This window comes from Paenibacillus sp. cl123 (assembly GCF_900101595.1).
In the GTDB taxonomy this organism is placed as follows: domain Bacteria; phylum Bacillota; class Bacilli; order Paenibacillales; family NBRC-103111; genus Paenibacillus_G.
The window spans coordinates 70,147-92,713 of record NZ_FMYY01000016.1 but is presented as its reverse complement, the minus strand read 5'-3'; the positions used below and the strand labels follow the sequence as shown (position 1 = coordinate 92,713).

General features: G+C 56.4%; 20 protein-coding genes. 17 read left to right on the top strand and 3 right to left on the bottom strand.

All coding sequences use genetic code 11. The annotated features are described in order from the left end of the window. Window positions 1-142: 142 nt before the first annotated feature. The 9 genes from BLR08_RS21650 to BLR08_RS21610 all read left to right on the top strand — a co-directional run bounded on the left by BLR08_RS21650 (window position 143) and on the right by BLR08_RS21610 (window position 10,234). Window positions 143-505 carry an Asp23/Gls24 family envelope stress response protein gene (locus tag BLR08_RS21650; protein WP_072334496.1) on the top strand — a complete coding sequence of 121 codons (363 nt, stop codon included), beginning with the start codon at window positions 143-145 and terminating at the stop codon, window positions 503-505. A 61-nt stretch (window positions 506-566) separates the two neighbouring features. Beyond that, window positions 567-2,369, top strand: coding sequence for a DAK2 domain-containing protein (locus BLR08_RS21645; RefSeq protein ID WP_072334499.1), 1,803 nt, complete (start codon window positions 567-569; stop codon window positions 2,367-2,369). A gap of 90 nt (window positions 2,370-2,459) precedes the next feature. Then, window positions 2,460-3,314, top strand: coding sequence for a DegV family protein (locus BLR08_RS21640; protein WP_072334502.1), 855 nt, complete (start codon window positions 2,460-2,462; stop codon window positions 3,312-3,314). Window positions 3,315-3,381: 67 nt separating this feature from the next. After that, the gene (gene recG / locus BLR08_RS21635; protein ID WP_072334505.1) at window positions 3,382-5,436 is read left to right on the top strand and encodes an ATP-dependent DNA helicase RecG; all 2,055 of its coding nucleotides are present in this window, start codon (window positions 3,382-3,384) and stop codon (window positions 5,434-5,436) included. Between the two features lie 130 nt (window positions 5,437-5,566). Next, a complete protein-coding gene (locus tag BLR08_RS21630; protein ID WP_072334508.1) occupies window positions 5,567-5,854 on the top strand; it encodes a stage VI sporulation protein F in 288 nt (95 codons plus the stop codon). Between the two features lie 233 nt (window positions 5,855-6,087). Next, window positions 6,088-7,428, top strand: coding sequence for a right-handed parallel beta-helix repeat-containing protein (locus BLR08_RS21625; RefSeq protein ID WP_072334511.1), 1,341 nt, complete (start codon window positions 6,088-6,090; stop codon window positions 7,426-7,428). A 162-nt stretch (window positions 7,429-7,590) separates the two neighbouring features. Beyond that, window positions 7,591-8,271 (top strand): response regulator transcription factor, encoded by a 681-nt coding sequence (locus tag BLR08_RS21620; protein ID WP_072334513.1) that lies wholly within the window; start codon window positions 7,591-7,593, stop codon window positions 8,269-8,271. After that, the gene (locus BLR08_RS21615; protein WP_072334518.1) at window positions 8,268-9,665 is read left to right on the top strand and encodes a HAMP domain-containing sensor histidine kinase; all 1,398 of its coding nucleotides are present in this window, start codon (window positions 8,268-8,270) and stop codon (window positions 9,663-9,665) included. The genes BLR08_RS21620 and BLR08_RS21615 overlap by 4 nt, the downstream gene beginning before the upstream one ends. A gap of 83 nt (window positions 9,666-9,748) precedes the next feature. Continuing rightward, entirely contained in the window at window positions 9,749-10,234 is a 486-nt protein-coding gene (locus BLR08_RS21610) for a hypothetical protein (protein WP_072334521.1), read from the top strand. A 51-nt stretch (window positions 10,235-10,285) separates the two neighbouring features. Here the strand turns inward: BLR08_RS21610 and BLR08_RS21605 are convergent, their stop codons facing one another. The 3 genes from BLR08_RS21605 to BLR08_RS21595 are packed head-to-tail and all read right to left on the bottom strand — an operon-like array spanning window position 10,286 to window position 12,416. Then, window positions 10,286-10,780, bottom strand: coding sequence for a YhjD family protein (locus BLR08_RS21605; RefSeq protein WP_072334524.1), 495 nt, complete (start codon window positions 10,778-10,780; stop codon window positions 10,286-10,288). Beyond that, complete coding sequence (locus BLR08_RS21600) at window positions 10,777-12,048, bottom strand: DNA polymerase IV (protein ID WP_072334527.1); 1,272 nt, start codon at window positions 12,046-12,048, stop codon at window positions 10,777-10,779. The genes BLR08_RS21605 and BLR08_RS21600 overlap by 4 nt, the downstream gene beginning before the upstream one ends. Further along, window positions 12,045-12,416 (bottom strand): YhjD family protein, encoded by a 372-nt coding sequence (locus tag BLR08_RS21595; protein WP_072334531.1) that lies wholly within the window; start codon window positions 12,414-12,416, stop codon window positions 12,045-12,047. Before BLR08_RS21595 ends, BLR08_RS21600 begins: the two co-directional genes overlap by 4 nt. A gap of 243 nt (window positions 12,417-12,659) precedes the next feature. Between BLR08_RS21595 and BLR08_RS21590 the strand changes: the two genes are divergently transcribed. The 8 genes from BLR08_RS21590 (at window position 12,660) to BLR08_RS21555 (ending at window position 22,532) form a co-directional block, all read left to right on the top strand. Then, window positions 12,660-14,120 carry an S-layer homology domain-containing protein gene (locus BLR08_RS21590; protein ID WP_218131594.1) on the top strand — a complete coding sequence of 487 codons (1,461 nt, stop codon included), beginning with the start codon at window positions 12,660-12,662 and terminating at the stop codon, window positions 14,118-14,120. A gap of 303 nt (window positions 14,121-14,423) precedes the next feature. Further along, window positions 14,424-15,392, top strand: coding sequence for a YncE family protein (locus BLR08_RS21585; protein WP_083537391.1), 969 nt, complete (start codon window positions 14,424-14,426; stop codon window positions 15,390-15,392). Window positions 15,393-15,474: 82 nt separating this feature from the next. After that, entirely contained in the window at window positions 15,475-18,108 is a 2,634-nt protein-coding gene (locus BLR08_RS21580; RefSeq protein WP_072334540.1) for a HAMP domain-containing histidine kinase, read from the top strand. Next, complete coding sequence (locus BLR08_RS21575; RefSeq protein ID WP_072334543.1) at window positions 18,095-18,787, top strand: response regulator transcription factor; 693 nt, start codon at window positions 18,095-18,097, stop codon at window positions 18,785-18,787. The genes BLR08_RS21580 and BLR08_RS21575 overlap by 14 nt, the downstream gene beginning before the upstream one ends. Before the next feature lie 329 nt (window positions 18,788-19,116). Then, window positions 19,117-20,076 (top strand): hypothetical protein, encoded by a 960-nt coding sequence (locus BLR08_RS21570; protein WP_083537399.1) that lies wholly within the window; start codon window positions 19,117-19,119, stop codon window positions 20,074-20,076. A 188-nt stretch (window positions 20,077-20,264) separates the two neighbouring features. Beyond that, a complete protein-coding gene (locus BLR08_RS21565; RefSeq protein ID WP_072334548.1) occupies window positions 20,265-20,714 on the top strand; it encodes a hypothetical protein in 450 nt (149 codons plus the stop codon). A 157-nt stretch (window positions 20,715-20,871) separates the two neighbouring features. Then, a complete protein-coding gene (locus BLR08_RS21560) occupies window positions 20,872-21,150 on the top strand; it encodes a hypothetical protein (protein WP_072334551.1) in 279 nt (92 codons plus the stop codon). 98 nt (window positions 21,151-21,248) lie between these two features. Continuing rightward, a complete protein-coding gene (locus tag BLR08_RS21555) occupies window positions 21,249-22,532 on the top strand; it encodes a glutathionylspermidine synthase family protein (RefSeq protein WP_072334767.1) in 1,284 nt (427 codons plus the stop codon). The last annotated feature ends 35 nt before the right edge of the window (window positions 22,533-22,567 follow it).

Below are 22,567 nucleotides of genomic sequence, written 5' to 3'. Positions count from 1 at the left end.
GAACAAAGCTGCAGCCTGCAGGGCGGGCTTGTTCTGCGCTCGGAATCGCATGGCGCGGCCGGCGAGCCGTCCAAGCGTCCTGGCAGACGACTGATTTTTGCATATAGCCCATCGTATTTCAATTAAAAGGAGAGTTCTGCGGATGGCTATTGAACTGGCTTCACCATACGGCAAAATTTACGTGACCGACGACGTGGTCTCCGTCCTGGCAGGCTCTGCCGCGCTGGATTGCTACGGCCTGGTCGGGATGGCTTCGCGCAACCAGTTTAAGGATGGGATTGCGGAGCTGCTGCGCAGGGACAACCTGAGCAGGGGCGTCGAGGTTCACCGCGACGATAGCGGCATTCTGGCTATCGATCTCTATATTGTCGTCAGCTACGGTACGAAAATATCCGTAGTCGCACATAATGTGCAGACCAAGGTCAAATATATGCTGCGCGAGGTAGCGGGACTTAACGTGGAAGTTGTCAACATCTTTGTTCAAGGCGTACGTATTGCACAATAAGACTACTTAGGCAGCACGGTGACCGGCATGGCCGGCGCGATAGGGATCAGCAGGAAGGGGAATGGTCTTTTTGAGTAAGCGCTTCATTGAATTAGACGGAACGGATTTTATCCGCATGGTGGAGGAAGGAGCACTCCGGCTCAGGACGAATGTCGACCGGGTCAATGCGCTTAACGTTTTTCCGGTTCCGGATGGAGATACAGGCACGAATATGAATCTGACGCTGACCTCTGGCGTCGAGGAGCTGCGGCGCAAGCCTACCGCCCATCTGGGGAAGGCCGCCGAGACGCTGGCCAAGGGGCTGCTGATGGGCGCGCGGGGCAATTCGGGCGTAATCCTGTCGCAGCTGTTCCGCGGCTTCTCCAAGGCGGTGGCCGATCAAGAGAAGGCAAGCTCGCAAGCGGTGGCGGCCGCGTTCCAGAATGGCGTGGACATGGCTTACAAGGCGGTCGTCAAGCCGGTGGAAGGGACGATCCTCACTGTAGCCAAGGAAGCGGCGAGGCATGCGGTAGCGGCAGCCAAGCGGCAGACGGACATTGCGGCCGTCATGGCTGAGCTGGTCCGCAGCGGGCAGGAGGCGCTCGATCATACCCCTGAGCTGCTGCCGGTGCTCAAGCAGGTCGGCGTTGTCGATTCAGGCGGACAAGGCCTGCAGCTGATCTATGAAGGCTTTTTGGCGGTGCTGGAATCGGAACGGGAGATCGAGGAGCCTGCGGATATGCCTTATGTGGCATTCGGAGCGGTGCAGCCGCTGGACGACCTCGCGGAAGCCGTGAAGCCGGCGGTTGGCGCCGGCGTGCGGGCTGAACCGAGAAGCGCCCAGGCGCATATGGCGACGGAGGACATCGAATTCGGTTATTGCACCGAATTTATGGTACGGCTCGATAAAGCCCGGCCTGGTTCCCAGACGTTCGAAGAGAGCCGATTCCGCGACGAGCTGTCCGCCTACGGCGATTCTCTGCTTGTCGTTGCCGACGACGATATCGTGAAGGTGCATATCCATGCGGAATATCCGGGAACGGTCATGACTCATGCCCAGCAGTACGGAGAGCTCAGCCGGATCAAAATCGAGAACATGCGGGACCAGCATACGCATATTCTGGAGTCGGAGTCCCATGCAGACGTCCAGACCGGTGCTGCTCAAGCGGAGGAGGTTGTTTCCTCGGCTGATTCGGAGCCTGAAGCGGCTGCCGGTAGCGGGCTGAAGCCTTACGGATTCGTAGCTGTTTCGGTCGGCGACGGGCTGAGTGGCATATTTGCCAGTCTCGGGGTCGACAAGGTGCTGCACGGCGGACAGACGATGAACCCGAGCACCGAGGATATCGTTAAGGCGGTATCGGAGGTGGAAGCGCAAACGGTATTTGTGCTGCCTAACAACTCGAACATTATTATGGCCGCACAGCAGGCGTCTCAGCTGATCGAGGACAAATCGCTGATCGTCATTCCAAGCAAGTCGATTCCTCAAGGCATAGCGGCCGTCATTGCCTTCCAGGAGACGGAGACTCCGGAGGATAACACGGCAGCCATGGGGCGGGCAATCGGACAGGTGCAGGCTGGACAGGTTACGTATGCGGTCCGCGACACGCAGATGGACGGCATAGCTATTAAGCAGGGCGATTATATCGGCATTCATAACGGCAGGATCGTAGCATCCGATCCCGACCTGATCACTTCGTGCAGCAGGCTTATCGACAGTCTGCTTGCAGACGGGGCGGAGATTTTGACCTTATACGCCGGCACGGATGCTGAAGAAGAGGTCACCGGGCTGCTCGAGAGCTATGTGCAGGAAGCCCACCCGGATGTCGAGGTGGAAGTGCATGACGGCGGACAGCCGCTTTACTATTACATTATTTCGGCAGAGTAGCGCCAGGCGGGACGTGAGGCTGTCAGTCTTGCGGCTCGTCCGGGGGAATGCCGCGCTTTATATCAATATGAATCGAACAGGAGGGGGCCTATGAGCCAAGTACGCATCGTAACGGACAGTACTTCGGACATTCCCGCAGAGCTTCGGAAGGAGCTCGGGATCGAGATGGTGCCGCTTCAAGTATTATTCGGCACCGAAGCTTTTCGCGATGCGGTGGACATTAGCCCGGACGTTTTCTATAGCCGGCTTGCAGGCTCCAAGGTTTCGCCGACAACGTCGCAGCCTTCGCCCGCTGAATTTCTTGAGGTGTATCAGAGGCTGGCGGAAGCCGGCGACGGTCCTATCATTTCTCTGCATCTGTCCTCGGCGATGAGCGGCACTTACCAATCGGCTCAGCTGGCAATGTCCATGCTGGAGGATAAGGCCGATGTGACGGTCTACGACTCCAAGTCGGCGTCCTACGGCTTCGGGCTGCTTGCGGTCGCTGCGGCCCAAGCAGCCAAGGCGGGCAAAAGCAAGGAAGAAATCCTCGAGTTGATCGAGAAGCTGCGTGCCGGCACCCGGATTTATTTCCTGGTCGATACGCTGGAATATTTGCAGCGGGGCGGCCGGATCGGCAAAGCGGCGGCGCTGGTCGGCTCTCTGCTGAATATCAAGCCGATATTATCCATTCATGATGAAGGCCAAGTATATTCCGTCGATAAAGTAAGAGGCACCAAAAAAGCGATCGGCCGGATCAGCGAGATGCTGCTGAAGGATTTCGGCGATCGTCCGGTTCATCTGATTCTCGCTTATACGAACAACCAAGAGGATGTGCGGGAGCTGGAGACGCAGCTTAAGCCCTTGCTGCAGGTCAAGAGCATCGGCTACACCCGGATCGGCTCAGTCATCGGGACACATACGGGGCCCGGGACGATCGCGGTATTCGCTTATCCCGCATTTTAGTCAAGTTCCGGATGCTCATGCAAGGGCAAGGGCAGGCTTGGAACACTAACGCCAGGAGTGATTGACCATGTCGATAGATTTGTACACCCTACCGGTCAATCAGGTTGTCGGCGTGAAGGGCAAAAAGCTGGAGGAGCTGCACGCGCTTGGAATCTCAAGCGTGGGGCAGCTTCTTGACTATTATCCCTTCCGTTACGAAGACTACACGCTGCGTGATTTGACCGAGGTGAAGGACGGGGACAAGGTTACGGTGCAGGCCAAAATTGTCGGGCTGCCGCAAGTACAGATGTACGGCCGTACCAAGTCCCGGATGACTTGCAAGGTGATGGTGGACACATGGTTTGTGACGACCGTGTGGTTCAACAGGCATTTTATGAAGGACAGGCTGCTGAACGGGGCCGAAATTATTTTGACCGGCAAGTGGGATCAGAAGCGGATGCATCTGACGGTGACGGAGGCTGAGTTTCCCGGCCAGGGCAGCTCGCAGACCGGGACGCTGCAGCCGGTCTATTCGCTGACTGCGGGGCTCACGCAGAAGTGGTTCCGGCAAATTACCAAGCAGGCGCTGACCCAGTTCGCCGAGCTGATCCCCGAGGTGCTGCCGGCCGAGCTGATGCGCAAGTACGATCTGCTGCCGCGCAAGACGGCAGTCAGCCTGCTGCATATGCCGGGCCAGCTCGCTCGGGGACAGAGAGCGCGGCGGCGGATGGTATATGAGGAGCTGTTTCTGTTCCAGCTCAAAATGCAGGCTTACCGGGCGCTTAATCATAAGCGGGCCGACGGGGTGGCGCATCCGGTCGATCTGCCGGCGGTTCGCGCCTTCGTCCGGTCTCTGCCGTTCACGCTGACGGATTCTCAGAAGAAGGTAACGGCCGAGATTCTGGACGATCTGCAGCGTCCGTATTGTATGAATCGGCTGCTGCAGGGGGATGTGGGTGCGGGGAAAACGGTTGTGGCCGCGATATCGCTGTTTGCCGTCGTCAAGGCCGGGTATCAGGGAGCGTTGATGGTGCCGACCGAGATACTCGCCGAGCAGCATAAGCGCTCGCTGGAGCGGCTGTTCGAGCCGTACGGCATTCAGGTAGCGCTGCTGACTGGTAGCCTGACGGCCCGGCAGCGGCGGGATGTGCTGGGCTCCATCCAGATGGGGATGGTCGATATCGTCGTGGGGACGCATGCGCTGATCCAGGAGGATGTCTTCTTCCGGTCGCTCGGATTGGTTGTGACGGATGAGCAGCACCGCTTCGGGGTGAATCAGCGGAGCGTACTGCGGCGCAAAGGGATGAACCCGGACGTGCTGTCAATGACGGCGACGCCGATTCCGCGGACGCTGGCCATTACGGCATTCGGGGATCTCGACGTCTCCACGCTGCGCGAGCTGCCGAAGGGACGCAAGCCGATCCTGACGTATTCGGTGCCGCATTCGATGCTGGAGCGGGTGCTCGGCTTTATCAACCGTGAAGTCGATGCAGGCAGACAAGCTTATGTGATCTGCCCGCTTATCGAGGAGTCGGAGAAGCTGGACGTGCAGAATGCGATCGATATTCATGCCCAGCTGCAATTCGCGTTTCCGGCTTACCGGGTCGGGCTGCTGCACGGGCGCATGGCTTCAGCCGAGAAGGATGAGATCATGCGCGAGTTCAGTGAAGGGCGCGTGCATGTGCTCGTCTCGACAACCGTTATCGAGGTTGGCGTCGATGTGCCGAATTCGACGCTGATGATCGTTTACGACGCGGACCGGTTCGGACTGTCGCAGCTGCATCAGCTGCGCGGGCGTGTCGGACGGGGCGAGCATCAGTCTTATTGCGTGCTGATCGCCGATCCGAAAAATGAGGTTGGCAAAGAACGGATGAAGGCGATGACGGATACGAACGACGGCTTCGAGATCGCCCGGCGCGACTTGGAGCTGCGGGGGCCGGGCGATTTTTTCGGCACGAAGCAAAGCGGCGTTCCGGACTTCCGTCTGGCTGATATGGTCGTCGATTTCGAGACGATGGAGCAGGCTCGCGACGATGCGGCCGAGCTGGTCAAGCTGTCCGACTTCTGGACGGGAGCCGCCTATTTGCCGCTGCGGGCTTTCCTCCATCGCGAGCATATATTCGACAGCGATATGCTGGATTGATCTGCCCGGGCAGGGTTATCCCTGTCCTTTCAATAAAATCGGTACACATGGACAGGCCCACCGTCATAGACTTACTTTGTAGGGTTAGGCTATAAAGTCAAAGTCGGAACAGAAACGGAGGGGCGTGCCCATGGGCTATTTGAAACACGGTTTTGATCCCGTGCAGATCGAGCGCATTAAGCAGAAGATGAAGCATCCGGAGACGAAGGAACGGGTGAAGATGATTTTGCACGGCGTCACGAAAGCCGATCTGCAGGACAGAGCCAAAGTTCGCAGATTTGTCGGCATGCTGACCAAGGCGCTGGGTGAGAAAGTGACAGACCAGCAGGCCGAGCATCTGGTGAGCTTTGTCATCTCGCAGAGGATCGATCCTAACAACACGTTTCATCTGATTAAGCTGTGGTCGATGTTTCGCTGATTTTGATGGGAAGAGCGCGTGCGGCCCCTGGCGGCAGGCATGCGGCATACATGAGTTTACGGTTTCCGGAATAGCTCCGGAAGCCGTGCAGGAACCGGAGGCGGCGCTTCCGGTTTTTTGCCCATTTCAGGACACGCCAAGCCTCTCACCTAAGAAAAACTATGAATTGTAAATGGATGCATACAAAGCTATAATTTTCATAGAGAACTAGAATGCTGGCTGGAGGGATCGGAATGTCTAAGGATTCGGATACGCGGAGCGAAGCGACATGGTCGCGCCGCAAGCTGCTCGCCGCTATGGGGACGACGGCAGCAGGGCTTATGCTTGGCGGCGGGGGTCAGCAATTGGCGGCAGCCGCCGCCCTGCCTCCTGGGGCTCCCGGGAGCGGGAATGCTGCAGGCTGGCTGAACGTGAAGGATTATGGCGCCAAGGGCAACGGGTTTGCTTATGAGAACGATGCGCCCGCCATTCAAGCCGCGATCCACGCGGCGGGCCAAGGCCGCTTCGGCGGTACGGTCTATTTGCCTGCCGGGACTTACCTGATTGATGCCAGCGTGGTCCTGTTGTCCAACGTTCATCTGGTTGGGGACGGGTTCGGAGCCACGATGATCAAATCGACCCGCGCCAGCATGCCGCTGCTGCTCGGACATCAAGTGAAAAAGGCGATCATTGAACGGCTGTCCTTCGAGGGGCAAGGAATGGTCGTCTCCGCCGACAACCAGCTTGTCGAACGGGGCATCGATCTGAAGGATTGCGAGCAGGTGCTTGTGAGGAACTGCTCCTTTCACTGGATCGTTAACGGGATCGGCGTGAAAAACAGCCGCCGGGTAACCATCGAGGACTGCTCTTTCGATCGCTTTATTCCTATCGACAACACCTCTCACGGCTACGGCATCTATATGGAGGGGGGCGAGCACAATCTGATGCAGAACAACCGGTTCATGCAGCTGGAAAACTCCTGCATCTATGTATCGGCCGGATGCTCCCACTCGGTCATTGCCGGCAATGTGTCCGAGCAGTGCAAAGCCCCGCTGGTGACGGTGTCGTCTCCGCTGAAGTCCTGCGCTTACTTGCGGATCGGCGCGAACCAGGTGTCCTCCACAGGACTGGCCAAAGGCGAGACCAGCGGCAAGCACGGTATCGTGCTGAAGGGCTATTGCATCGATAATGTGATCGAGGGCAACAGAATCGCCCGGGTCGCCGAGACCGGTATTCTGCTGGAGGGCGATGCTGCGTCGGCGACGGAGCGTTTGAGCGGCAATCAGATCACGGGCAATCAGCTGATCGATTGTCCGACCGGCATCGCGCTGGTGAACGGCGATGCCAACGCGGTAACCGGCAATGATGTGCGGCGGTCCAAGGCCGGCATCCGTCTCGCGGTGCAGGGAGAGAAAGAAGGCTCGTATTGCCGCGACAACGTCATCACCGGCAATACGCTGTTCCGCTGCACGGAAGCGGGCGTGCAGCTCGCTTCGCCTCGCTGTCAGGCCAATGCCGTCTTCGGCAATGGCGGAGCGGCCAACGGGGAGGCCATCTCCGATAAAGGCCAGGATACCGTCCGCACCGGTTTCTAGCCAAGGAGTACCCGGAAGCCCGGCGATTGCAGCCGGGCTTCTTCGACATGGACAAGCCGCAAGCGCGAAGCGGGCATACTAGCGACAAAGAGGCTTTGCCGCGGAATGGGCGCAAGCAGACTGCAGGCCCGATGCCGATGCATGATCAAAGGAGGGTGGGCAATGAGAGCGCGCATATTGGTGGCCGATGACGATCCTCCTATCCGGGAGCTGCTCGGACTTGTGCTGCGGAAGGAAGGTTATCACGTATACGAGGCGGAGAATGGCGAGCAAGCGGCCCGGCTGCTGGAGAGCGAGCCGGTTCACTTAGCGGTCATCGATGTGATGATGCCGCTCCGGAACGGCTGGGAGCTGTGCCGGGATATTCGCGAGCACTACGATATCCCGGTCATCCTGCTGACGGCCAGAGGAGAGCTGAGCGATAAGGAGCAGGGCTTCCGCTCCGGCACGGATGATTACATCGTAAAGCCGTTCGAGCCGCAAGAGCTGCTGTTCCGCATCAAGGCGCTGCTCCGCCGTTATCAGGTCGTATCGCCGGAGATGATCCGGCTGAACGGCACAGTTATAAACCGCAGCAGCTATGAGGTGACGGTCGACGGCGCCGCGGTTGCGATGCCGCTGAAGGAGTTCGAGCTGCTTGCCCAGCTTGCGGCGCATCCCGGCCGCATTTTCACGCGCGAGCAGCTGCTTCAACTGATCTGGGGAGCGGATTATGAAGGCGGGAGCCGGACGGTCGACGTGCATATCAACCGGGTGCGCGAGCGGTTTCAGAGCCGCTCGGACGATTTTGCCATCAAGACGCTGCGCGGCCTGGGTTATAAGCTCGAGGTGCGCGAAGGGTGAAGACGTTATACGTACGGATCGTATTGACTTATGTGGTGATCGCCATGGTGAGCGGCGTGTTGGCTCTGCTGCTGACCAATTGGTATTACCTGGAGACTTTAAGATCATTCAGCGAACGCCGGGCGCTGCATCTGGCGAGCGAGATTCGCACCTTGTACGAGAGCTTGCCCGGTGCGGAGCTGCCTGCTTTTTTGTCGCGTATGGGGAATATGGGCTTCCAGATTTATGCGGCTGACGGAGAGCGGCACGGAGAATTTTACGGCGCCCCGTTCAAGGATACGGCACTGGGGGAAGAGGTTATCCGCCGGGTGCTGCAAGGGGAGGTCTACCAGGGGCTGCTCGAGGAGCGCAGGCTCCTGATGGTGAACGGCTACTTCGAAAATAGCGTGGTGAATACAGTCGGGCTGCGTGTGATGTGGGAGGGGGAAGCTTACGCGTTATTTATCCGTCCGGACATGCGGCAGCAGGTCGGCGAGGTCCGAAATATGCTCGCCGTGCTGCTGGGGATGACCTTCGTGCTGAGCATCGTGTTTATGATGATCTGCACCCGCTATATCGTCAAGCCGGTCAAGCGGCTGACTCAGGCTACGCGGGCGCTTGCCGGCGGCAATTACAGCATCCAGGCGGATACGGCCAGGCAGGATGAACTGGGGGAGCTGTCGCGCCACTTTGCCTACATGGCCGAATCGCTTAAGCGGCTGGACAGCATGAGGCAGGAGTTCGTCGCCAATGTGTCTCATGAGATTCAGTCTCCGCTTACGACGATTCAGGGCTTCGCGCAGGCGATGCGCTCCGGGGAAGCTACGGAAGAGGAAGGGCGGCGGTATCTCGCTTTCATTGAGGAAGAGAGCCGGCGGTTATCTTCGCTGGGCAAGCAGCTCCTGACGCTGGCCGCACTGGATCAGGAGGAGGGCGTCAGGCAAGCCGCCTCGTTCCGGCTGGACGAGCAGATCCGGCAGGCGCTGATCTTGACGGAATGGCAGTGGACCGGGAAAGGGCTGGCCGTCGAGCCGGAGCTCGATGAGGTTATGATATCCGCTGACGCCGGGCTGCTTCTTCAGGTCTGGCTTAACCTGATCGCGAATGCGATTAAGTTTACCCCGGAAGGAGGAACTGTCCGGATAAGCCTTGCGGCTGAGAGCGAGGGGGCGATCGTAACCGTCAGCGATACCGGAGCCGGTATTGCCCCGGGGGATCTGCCTCATATCTTTGACCGCTTCTATAAGGCCGATAAGATTCGTAGCCGCGGCGCATCGACCGGCAGCGGCCTGGGGCTGGCCATCTCGCAGCGGATCGTCGTTCTGCATGGCGGAACCATACAGGCGGGGAGCGAGCCGGGGCAGGGAGCTGTCTTCACCGTCAGATTGCCGCTCCGCGCCAAATCCGGTTTGTAATGTTTTGTTTACCTTCCGTTTATATAAGAAAGCTACTATAAGAGAGGTGAGGCAAACCAGCACGAGAAAGGGAGGCAAGGATGATGTTCGGTTTGATGTTATTTCTGCACTTTACAGGATTGTTCCTCTGGCTCGGCGCGCTGCTGGCTGCAGCTGTTACGTTGTCGGCCATAAGCCGTCAGCGTCAGCAGGAGGCAGGCGGGCTCCAGGCGCTTGGCGCGAGGCTGATCCGCATCTTCCAGCGGCTCGGTCATTCGGGAGCGGTGGCGGTTCTGGGGAGCGGCGTATATATGATCATCCAGATGGATCTGGGCAAGGACAAGCCGCTTTGGCTGGAAGTGATGGAAAAGGGGGGCGGCACCTTGATTTTGCTGGCGCTGGTTGTGCTCGGGATCATGGGAAGCCGGCTGACGAAAAAACTTGCCCAGGAGGCTTCCGTCGGACAGACGGGCGCAGCGCAGCAGGCCGGCCAGGCAAGAGCCGTTCAGGTGTCGCGTTATATCGCGGTGTTGTCCGTGTTCATGGCGCTGATCGTTACCGTGATACTCGTGGTCAGTATCAAAATATAAGACGTCGGCAGTCCGCGCCTGTATGCCCCAGGCGATGGCTGCCGTTTTCTCTTATTTGCTCCTAGCTCCCTCATGAAGGGTAGTCACGAGCTTTTTGACGTAGCTGCCGATCCTTCTGCTGATTTCTCCCCGCATAAACTCCCTGGTCATCGTAAATCCGTCTTCCTGACCGCGGCAGACGAAACGGTAATGAAGCGAGGCATCGTCTTTCGCCGCTTCGTACACGCGAATATGTTTTTCGAGCAGATGTTTTTTGAGCTTGCGCATATCCTCCCTCATCATCTGAACCAGCACCTTGGCTGCGGCCGAATACAGCAGTTGGAGCATGTGGGAGGAGGTTTCCATCTCTATGCTTTTCTTCTCCACAATCTGAAGCGCAACCGAAAGGACAACGGAGTCTCGCATCATCTCGAATTCCTTGCTCGTAGGAGGTTTGGCGGACGGGGAGGTCTGGTTGTCCTCGTTCAGCATCGATTGCTCTTTGTGCTGCGGCAGCATCATGCGGTGAGATTCCCACAAGCCGTTGCCCTGGAGCTTCTTGCTCATTTATAATGTCCCCCGATCTTCTGCGACCTTTCAAGCGCTTGCCCGGATGCGGTCAGAGAGGAAGCTCTCATGAGGGCGGCGCTGCCGTAGCGGTCTTTGATACAGTCCGTCACCTTATCCAGGGCCCGCGACTTCACTTGATCCTCAAAAAGCGTTAACTGGTAATCTTGATCGTCTACAAGGCCGCTCAGCGTGACTCCGACGCGGCGAACCGGCATTTTATCCCAAAAACGATAGAACAGCAGCTTGACGGCCTCGAAGACCGTATTCGTATGGTTGGTGGGGTCCGGCAGCTTCATCTGCCTGGAGAATCCGGTCGGAGCCTCGTAAGGGCTGCACATGCAGTTGACGGAAACCACCCAGCCCATATATCCTTTGCGGCGGCAGTCCCGGCAAACCTCCTCGGCAAGCTCCAGCAGAATCGTTTCGACTTCGCTGTTCTTCTGATAGTCCCTGGGCAGCGTCATCATATGGCCGATGGATTTGGGCGGCGTCCGGAAGGTGCCGGGGGTAACGGGGGAGTCATCCAGGCCATTGGCCGTGCGCCACATCACTTCGGCGTGGATATCGCTTTGTTTGCCGAAGCGAACCCGAAATTTCTCCTTAAGCCGCGGCAGGGGAGTTCTCGCAATATCGCCTATCGTCAGCATGCCCAGCCTTGCAAAATGAGCGGTCATACGCGATCCGACCCCAAACATTTTTTGTACCGGCTGAGGCCAGAGCAGCGTCTCGATATCCGATTTGGGTAAGGTGAAAATGCCGCAGTCGTTCTTTTTCGCCCAAATATCCGTAGCGATTTTGGCAAGCATCTTATTGGAGCTAATGCCTATCCTCACCCAGACTCCTGTTTGCTTGAGCACTTTTTGCTGAATGGACCGGGCGACCGTTTCAGCATCGCCAAAGATGGCAAGGCTCCCCGAAATGTCCAGAAATTGCTCGTCTATGGAAAATATCTCGACCAGGTTCGTGTATTCCTTGTAAATGTCCGTGATCATGAGCGACACATCGATATAATGCTGCATGCGAGGGCGCATGACAACAAGCTCGGGACATTTGGCCAGAGCCGCGCCCAATCGTTCCGCTGTCGTCACCCCGTACTTTTTGGCGATCGGACAAGCAGCCAGGATAATGCCGGATCGGCGGGAAGGGTCGCCTGCCACGGCAACAGGTTTATGTTTGCACTCCGGATGATCCGCCTTCTCTATGCTGGCGTAGAAGCTGAGGCAGTCCGCCAACAGGATGGTGGATTTTTCTTCAGCGCTGCTCATCCTGATCGCCTCCGCATGTCGGCAAGCAAGCTCGACAATTCCGCTTTCACCAAGCTTCTCAGCATCTTGAAATGATGGATATAACCGCGAACCTTGTATTCGACCTCGATACCGGACGCATTCATGTCCGTGGTCAGAACGATGATGTTCGCCGCCCTCATCTTCTTCTTAAGGCGCAGCACTTCGGAACGAACGGCATTCTCGATCTCGCTCAGATGAAAGATAACGTGATGGTAAACAATTTTGTCCTTGTACAGCTGCAGCTCATCGATATCTCTTGCCAGCATATCAAGCAAAATAGGCAGCAACGTATAATCCTTGATGAGTTGAATATCTTCTTCTGTTTCAATCCGTGGACTTATACTCAAACTAACACCACCCGACATAGGAACATATATTCTTGTTCCTTATTATACTACGAACATACATTCGTTATTCAAGAAAAATTTTATGGTAAATTATGACGGCGTCTCCGTGAGCATTTCTTTATATTGTTATGTTTTTGTAATGCTTCGCCGCGATTATTTATTCGATCGCAATGCTAGAGAGTGTATGCTGAACACAAGATCAATGACGGATCTTACATTATAAAGCCAAGGGAGCATAAGATGATGAGAAAAAAGATCGCAGTTCTGGCCGTCACTTCGGCAGTAAGTTTATCTTTATGGGGGAACCAGGTTTTCGCGGCGGCATTTTCCGATGTTCCACCGTCGGCATCGTATAAAACGGCTATCGAAGAGATGATTAAACAGCATGTCATCACAGGCTACTCCGATCATGAATTTCGTCCCGGTCAACCCGTCACTCGCGCAGAGCTGGCTAAAATATTCGCACTCGCTTTTCATGTGCAAGAAAGCGCCGAAAAAAGTTCGGCACTCTCCGATGTAGCTGAGAGCGACTGGTACCGGCCTTATGCGGAAGCCCTCGTGCACACGGGCGCTATGAAAACTGAAAACGGCAAATTTAATCCGAATCAGCCGGTAACCCAAGAGCAGCTTGTACAGATTGCGGCCTCCCTATTTCACGATAATGCGGATAGGGTGAAAGGAATATTAGGAGGCAATTACGCCAAGGATCAGCTGGTTTCCCGCGGAGAGGCGGTAAACTTCGCCTATGCCGCGCAGCAAGCAGCGCCGGTGCAGATTGTCAGCGTTACGCCGCTGAATGCAATAACTCTACAAATTACGTTCTCCGCGCCGCTTCCTCAAGAAGATGTTGAGGTTGCCAAGGCCAAGGAAAATTTTGTTTTCGACAATGGATTGGGCGTGTTGAATATTCCACAGCTGAAGTCGGGTTCGGCCTCCACTTATATCGTGCCTGTAACTCCGCAAAAGGAAGCGACGACGTATTCGTTAAGCTATAAAGGACAATCGGCCGTAACCTTCGGCGCGAACACCGAAAAGCTTGCGCTCCGCCAAACTCAGCAGATCGCTGCCGACACCTTTGAAGTCGAGTCCAGCCTGGAGGACGGCGTAGCGGATTATGGCTATATTATTGCCGCTTATCAATCGAGCCGTAAAGGAGCTTTTATTGTCGACGAAAACAATAGGTATAACGGAAAACAGTACGACATTCTATCTTCCATGAGAGACAAGCAGGTATACATTACGCCTGAAAACGGCGAAACGATGATCGCTAATTACATCCCGTTCACTCAAGCGACTGACGGCAGACAGGCTCCGAAATTTCGGCTGCCCGCCGGGCAAACATTCCAGCCTGGCGTCACTTACACAGTCACTTCCGATTGGGCGACTATTGCCAATTCGACTTTTACAGCTAGAGAAATCGCTCCGCTCGCCATAGCGTCGGCCGAACAAGTAAACGAAACCACGATCAACATCACGTTAAAACAAGATCCGAAGGACGAACTGTTTGCGCTTCGCAGCGTAACACTGACGCCCGCCAATGGAGGCGCTCCATTAACCGCGCAATATAAGCTGACGAGCAGAAAGGGCGCTACAGGAACATTCGAGCTTCAAAATGGGGAAAAACTATCCGCCGGCACGACATATGCGGTGACCCCCGCAGGGAATTGGGCTGCAGCTGCGGATATCAGCCTTGTCGGGAAATAAATGTACCGGGAGAGCGCCTGCTGCTGAAGGGCTCTCCTTTTTTAATATAAAGTCGAAGGAAGAGAATGGATGTGGGGTGGAAAAGGGAAAGCGGTTGGAACCCCATATCCATTCCTCCCCAAGAAGTAACAGGGAGGAGGACCAGGGATGGCACGAATGTCAGTATGGATAGCTCTTTTGCTCGCGATCGCTTTATCAGGTTGTCAAACCCAGACGGCTTCTAGCCGCCCTGACATTGAACAATCGGATAGTCAAGCGCAGCAGCCAAACTCACCGGCAGTATCGAAAAGAGAGGAAGACGCAATGAAAGCCTATCAATTAGTGATCACCCATTCGAAAGGGAATTATATATCGTTTACGGATTCGGAAACGGGCAAAATGGATAAGCTGGAAGTGGGCTCTTTCCCGTTCGGCCTTGTCTTATACGGGGACGAAAGAGCTTATGTATCCACGGCCGAAGGCGTTGCGGTCGTCGACACCAAGCAGCGGAAGCGCATAGCCCTTGTTCCGTACCAATCGAACATTGACAAGGTCACGAGCGGGGAATACCGGCCGGGTGGCATGGGTATTGCCGTGTCTCCCGATGGCCGTTACGTGTATGTCGGCGTATATTTGCCGGGCAAGGAGAGCCAACTGGAGATCATGGATACGAGCAAGCTTGCTTTTTCCGGAAGTGTTCCTGTCGGAACCAGACCTTTCGATGTCGCAGTAAGCCGGGACGGCAGTGAAGTATACAGCATTGATCATGATTCCTATTCCGTTACGATCGTAGATCCGCTGCAAGGGAGCGCAAAGCGCATCAAAGTTGCTCCATTTGGCGCGGGAGGCTTCGAGAAACCTCATTATGCCGTAGTTCGGGACGACGGCAAGCTGCTGCTTCCCTATCAAGGGCGCGGGCTAGCCGTTCTGGACCCGGTTCGGGGCACCTATGAAACGAAGCCGCTTACGGGCAACACGCATCAGGAGGGCGTCGCTCTGTCCGAGGATGGCAGCAAAATGTTTATTGTCGGCAATGGGGCTGCCGGGAGCGCGAGCGGTGATCCTAACTTGACCGTATTGGATGTACAAACTATGCATGAAGAAATTATTCCGTTGGCCAAAACGCATCAGATGGTAGCGGGCAGTCCGGATGGAAGGCTGGCGTATCTCACGGGCGGCGTTACCTTCGCGGACAGCGGCTGGAACGGGGTGACGGTCGTGGATCTGACAACGAAAGCGACGAAGGAAATGAATCTTCCGGATTATCCGCTCGATATTGCCATCTTGGATTAAGCGGAGCCGCAAATTCCAAGTGTCCGGATACCGGACGTGGTACAATAGATGTTAAAGTTAGTTCAACTTAACGGAGGAAGCCGTGAACAATCAATCCATGAGGATGCACTTAACGTTTGCTTTCGCCATCGTTGCTCTGATCCCGATTCTGGTCCTTGGCGGATTGCAGGTATATCAGATCAAGAGGATTACGGATGATTACAACAAGACGCAGGCACAGACGACATACCGGCTTGCGGACGCGGTTCAAACGTATATTTATTATCATAAAAACGCCGTGGAAACGTTGGCAACTACCGTCAGCGCCTCCAGCCCTCCGTTTCGAACCCGGGAAAGCCTGACGCTTAAGCTGCAATCTGTTCACAGCAACCTTCCGAGCTTTGCCGAGCTGTACGTGGTCGATAATGCCGGTAAAATAAATGCCGCTTACCCGGGCAGGGGTCAAACGAGCGTGTTGGGCGCCGATGTGAGCGGCCGCGATTATTTTCAAGAAGTGAAGAAGACGAATACGACGACGATTACGCCCTTGTTCCGCGGCTTCGAGAACCCGAAGAAACCGGTGCTGGCCATCGTCTCGCCGGTTTATAACGAATGGAAGCAGTGGGACGGACTGATCGTCGGCGTGCTCGATCTGGAGGCGTTCGCTCAGCTGGTCGCCAAATACGATTATGGGACAGATGCTTATCCGGTTGTGCTGGACAACATGGGGAGAGCCATCTATCACCCGAGCGGCAGCATCGTCGACGCATTGACCGATTTATCCGGCGAACAAGTGGTCTCCGATACAAGGACGCATGAAAAAGGACAAGGGAAATATCGTCTGTCTGTAGAAGCCGCCGAGGAGCTGATCACGTACAAGCATATTCAGGATCTCGATTGGACGGTGTGGGTAGCGAGGTCGTACCAAGCGGTCAATGCCGCTTTCATCCATTCGCTTTGGACAACGTTTTTATTGCTGGTTCTGACGCTGCTGGTGACTGTCATCGTAGGTACGCTGCTGGCCAAAAGGTTAAATAACACCATCCACGCCTTAGTCGGCTATACGGAAAAGCTGGCTGACGGGGATTTCGGCGAGCCCGATAAACAATCGATCGCCGCTCGCAGGGGACCCTATGAATTAATGATGCTGGCGGAGCATTTTTCCCGGATGGCCGAACAAATCAAGGAAAACCAGCATGCGCTCATAGCGCTGAATGCCGAGCTGGAAAGCCGGGTCACGGAGCGGACGCAAAGCCTTTTGCGTAAAAACCGGGAGCTGGCGGCAGTCAATAGGCTGCTTACGCCTGTTATGCCCAATCGGACGACGAACGATCTGATCGAAGAAAGCATGACGAGCTTGCGTGATTTAATCGGGCAGGAGGTCAAGCTGTATTTGTATCCGCATCAAGGGAGGCTGTCATTGGGCGGGAGAACAGGAGGGGACGGTCTCCAGGAAGCCAGCCGGGCCGAACATGAGGAGGACGTTCGCAGACCGGTTGTGCCCATCCATGCCGGAAATGTCGAGCTTGGCAGACTGATTCTTCCGACTAGCGCGGAAAGCTCCCTTGCCGAGGGCGACAGGAGATTTCTGCAGACGTTCGCGAATACGACCGCCATCATCCTGCATAACGATATGCTTCACAGCAGCATCCGCCACGAGCATGCGACATGGAACGCTGTCCTGGAAAGCATGTCGGAGGCGATCGTGCTGATCGATACGGACCATAAAGTTGTGTATGCCAACCGACGCATGTCGGATATGTTTCAGCTGGAGGACAATCAATTGGTTTCCATGACGGAGGACGAGCTTTTTCAGATCATGGAAGACAAGTTATTGAAGAAGGACGGGGCATGGACCGGGTTAAGGACGAATCCGCGTATTCCCGCCACCTGTACTGTGTTGGACGAAAACGGCAAGGAACGGTTTATTTCGGTTTCCGTTTTTCATGTTATGGGCGAGGAACGCAGCTTCGGAAAAGGATATATTTGGCGGGACATTACGAAGGAGCATGAAATCGATGCGCTTAAAAATGACCTCATCTCGCTGGCCTCCCATGAATTTAAAACGCCGATTACGAGTATTCGAGGCGGGGTTGAAACGCTGCTCCGAACGGATGCCGAATGGGACGAAGCATTTAAGCGAGAGCTGCTCGAAGGAATACGCGAGGATATCGGGCGCATCCAGGATTTGATTGACGAATGGCTGGACATTTCCAAAATTGAATCGGGCGCCTTGCGGGTTAACCTGCAGCCTGTACGTTTACATGCTGTGATCCAAAGCGCGATTCGGCGCATACCGCGGTTTGCCGGCATGGCCGATGCGCGCTTTGAGGTAGAGCTGGATAGCGGCTTGCCGCTTATTCGTGCGGACAAATCCAGATTGGAACAGGTTATGGTGAATTTATTCCTGAATGCTGTCCGTTATAATGTGAACCGGCCGCATATTCGGGTAACTGCCGAGCCGGACGCGGATTACGTGCATATTCGGGTACAGGATAATGGGATCGGGATGGCAGCCGAGCACCTGGACAAAATTTTTGAACGATTTTATCGCGTAGACGTGTCGTCAAGCCGCCAAACGGGAGGCACCGGCCTCGGATTAACGATCTGCAAAGGGATTATGGAAGCCCACGGGGGATACCTGAGCGTAACGAGCAGTCCGGGCGCCGGAAGCTCCTTTATCATTTCCGTACCGAAATATGATTGGGAGGAGGGAGACGGGCATGAAGAAGCATAAGATTCTCATCGTGGACGACGAGCCGAAAATCATCCGTTTTGTATCGGCGAATTTAAAGTCTTTGGGTCATGAGACAGCTTCCAGCTTAAGCGGACCGGAGGCACTCGACATGGTGGATATATTTGATCCGGATCTTATATTGCTGGATATTATGATGCCCGGCATGGACGGATTTGAAGTGCTTCGGCGTTTGCGGAGTTTTTGCAACGTGCCTGTTATCGTCCTGACGGCAAGAAGCGATTCCCATGATAAGGTGCAGGGTTTGAATCTGGGGGCTGACGATTATTTAACAAAGCCCTTTTCGCTGGAGGAATTATTCGCCAGGGTAAATGCCGTGCTTCGCCGAACGGACGGGCGCATATCTGTACAAGACGCCGTTTCAAGCGAGATTCAATTGGGAGATATCAAAGTCAATTTTGCCCAAAGGCGGACATGGTTTCGCGAGAGAGAGATTAAATTGACGGAAACGGAATATAATCTTTTTGCGCTGCTCGTCCAAAATGCGGGCAAGGTGATGATGCACGAGCAGCTTCTGATCGAAATATGGGGGAACGAATATCGCGACGACGTCGAATATTTGCGGGTAGCCATTGCAAGAATCCGGCAAAAAATAAAGCAGGCTGACGACACTCTTGACTTGATCGTTACTTATCCGGGCGTAGGCTATATGGTGAAGTGAACAAGGAACCTTGGAGGAGTTTTCCAAGGTTTTTTGCGCAGCAGAACGTTTAAAGCCTGTACAAAGCCTGTATAGAACGAAAGCGTCGTATAGCATGTATGGAAAAGCCGCGTCCAGCAGCGCCAGTCCGCCGTTATTCGGGCCGGGGCGCAGCGGGTAGTAGAAGGTAGAACCCGGCCTGGCAGGCCCCCTCCGGCATATCAAGGATGCAGACCGGACCGGCGGGAAACGGCGCGCCGCTAAAACGGATGCCGCCGCCGGACTGCCTATCTACTGAGGAAGAGGAGATGAAGCGAGCTATGTTTTTGTCCGATACCGGCATGAAGCGCATGTATGCCCATGTCAAATGGTTTACAGGGGAACAGCATTGGTCCCCGCTTTCGTTTGCGGAGGTAATTACGCCCTCCTTTCTGTTCTGGCTAGGGGTAACGCTGGCCGGCTTGCTGCTGTCCGCAATCTTCGACGAACCGCTCGAGCGCTTGCGTCCCGTTCGCCGCATCCACAGTCTGTTGGATAAGCTGAAGCCGTACGAAACGCTAATTTTGCGGCTTGGGCTGGGGATCGGACTGCTTCTGCAGCTCGTCACGGGAACCTTCCTCGCGCCGGAGCTTGCTTCCAGCGGAAGCTGGGTCACGGCGATGCTGGCGATCGCCCTCGCAGGGCTGCTGCACCGAAAGCTGCTGCCGGTCAGCGGAGGCGCGCTAGCCGTGCTGTACGTGTACGCGCTCTGGAAATACGGCTTGTTCCATGGGCTGGATTATATGTTCTATGTCGGGATCGTCTATTATCTGATCGTGGCCGGCACGCGGTGGAGGCGCGGAGCGACGCCGGTGCTGTATGTGTTCACTGGGCTTTCGCTGGCCTGGGTCGGGCTAGAGAAGATGACGCTGCCGGAGCTGGCCTATGATATCGTGCATGAGTTCGATATCCCTACGTTCGGGTTCACGGTCGAAGAGTTCGTGCTGATCAGCGGCTTTATCGAGCTTGGCCTGGCCTGGACGTTTATCGTCGGCATTCTGAGCCGGTTTACCTCGCTTCTGGTTACGCTCGTATTTGTCACAACGACGATGGTGTTCGGCTTCAAGGAGATCGTCGGACATACGATCATCCACACGCTGTTGATCATGTTCCTGATCGAGGGAAGAGGGGCGTTCAAAACTCCTTTTCAGTTCCACGGCTCGGCTGTGCGCCGCTATGCCTTTGTATTGGTTAATTTCTGCGTGCTGCTGTTCGGACTGATGGCGCTGTATATCTGGATGGGTCAGCAGACGTACGGGCATGCGCATTAAGGCCAATCTTCCGCCGGTTTACATAAGCTGCGCGCAGGGCAAAGAACGCAACTTTCCCGAGGTTTGCTGCGTCTAAGCGAAGGGAAACATCCGGATACCCGGGAGGTAAAGGCGAATCCGGTTCGGCTTTGGCGCGTATATCACAAGGTAAGCCGTCAAGCCAGGCTTCGGGAGAGGAGGAATAGAACGTGGCACGTTTGGAATATCGTCTGTATGCGGAAAGTGAAAGCATGTTTCCGGTGCTTTACGAATACGACCGGATCGGCCGGGACGAGGCGGCGCTTCGCTTCGCCTGCGACTACTTCGTCAAGGGCGGACGGGTATATGAGAAAACGTCCTGCGCCGTAGAGGCGCATACCTATGTGATCTATGTCAAGGAGGCCTCCGATGAGCGCACGATGCCGTGGCGCCGTCCGGATGCGGACGGACCGCGCGGCATTTATATGGAGCTGAGGGAATACCGGGAGGGCATGGCGGACTACAGACTGGTGGAAACGCTGCAGTTTGCGGATACGCTGGACCTGATGCTGCATATGCAGGCCAATTATTTGTACGCCGAAGAGCGGGAATGGGAGAGAATGAGTACGGAGGTCGATGAGGACCGCGAGACGTACGTTTTCTATGCGTCACCTGTATAAAGGGCCAAGGACCGGGCGGCAGTCCGAGGCTCGCAGCAGGTTCCGGCGAGTCGGGCGAGCGGAGCGGCCTTCGTTTCGCGAATGCTTCGATATACCGGCCGGTTTGGCCTGCTCCGATCCGGTCTGTCCGGTCAGCTAGGGAGAGGGGAGATTCAATATGGATTCACCGAAGGGAAATACGCGAACACACCGTATCCTGTCTCTCTTCGTCGCATCTGCGCTGGTAGCCGCCACAACGGCCGGCTGCACGAACAACAATTGCACCGACCGCAACAAGGACGGATATTGCGATGACGGAGGAGGAGGGCATTCCAGCTATTATTATGGCGGCAGCTCGGGCAGCAGCGGCAGCAAGCTGAACAGCGGCGCCTCCTCCAAGCCGTCCTCCGGCATCAGCAAGGGCGGTATCGGCAGCAGCGGCAGCTCCAGCTCTTGATGCGCGAGGCGGGCAGTGAGGCTGGTCAGGAGCGGCAAAAAATCTGACGGGGAAATGGAGGTGCTGGCTTGCAAGGCGATAAGCAAGACGACGGCGGCATGCCGGGCGATTATATCAGCCGGCGCGAAGCGCTTTATGGGCCGCTGCGGCGCGAAGGCGTATTTACATGGGACCATATGTACGGCGAAGAGTATGCGCTTGCGGGGCTGTATAAGCTAAGCCCCGGGGAGCTGGCGGAGATGCGCGAGGCTGCCGAAGCGCTGGGCCGCATCTATGCCCGAACGGTCAGCGTCGTGCAGCAGGGCGGTCCGCCCCTATGGACGGAGCTCGGATTGCCCGAAGCGGCGTTCGGAGCGCTGCGCTTGCGATTCGACGAATCCGTGCCGACGATGATCGGACGCTTCGATTTTGCGCATACTGCGGAGGGCTGGAAGATGCTGGAGTTCAACAGCGATACGCCGACCGGCATCGTCGAGGCGTTCCACGCGAACGGCCGCATCTGTGCGGCCTATGGGGAAGCGGATCCGAATGCAGGCTGCTCGGAGCAGCTCGCCGGAGCCTTCCGGCGCATGGTGGAGCTGTACCGGGAAGCCGGCTGCGGGACAGTCCGCATCGTGTTCAGCGCGCTCGGATGGCATGAAGAGGATGCGGGAACGACCCGCTATTTGCTGGAGCGGTCCGGGCTGGAGGGCGCGGTGTTTGTGCCGCTGGAAGACCTGCGCGTGCAGGACGACCGGCTGCTCGCTCCAGAGGCCGGAGCGGCGGGAGGCGGTGAAGGCGCTGAGGTGCCGATGGCCCCGGTCGACGTGCTGTACCGGCTGCATGCGCTGGAGAAGCTGGCCGAGGACCGGGACGATGACGGTTATCCGACGGGCGCCCATGTGCTGGAGCTGATCGCGGCGGGCCGCGTGGCGATCATTAATCCGCCCTCCGGCTTTGCCGCTCAGACGAAGGCGCTGCAGGCGCTGATCTGGAGCTTGCACGAGAGCGGGCAATTTTACTCGGAAGAGGAGCATGCGGCCATCGGGCGGTATATGCTGCCTACCTATATGGAGCCTTCCACGGCTCTGGAGGCCGGCATCCCTCATGTAGGCAAGCCGATCTTGGGCCGCGAGGGCAGCAGCGTTACGATCTATGACGGCAGCGGCGCGGTGCTGGAGTCGAGCGGCGAGCTGGAGTACGCGGATCAGCCGATGGTGTACCAGCCGTTCGTCGAGCTTCCCCGCATCCGGGTAGAGACGCTGAACGGGCCGTTCGACGGCCGGCTGCTGTGGGGCTGCTTTCTGATCGACGGGCAGGGCTCTGCGGTAGTTGCACGGGTCGGGGGAGCGATCACAAGCAATATGTCTTATTATTTGCCATGTGCCTTGAAGACAGAATAAGGCGGAAGATAACCGGGAGGTCGAGAACGTGAGCC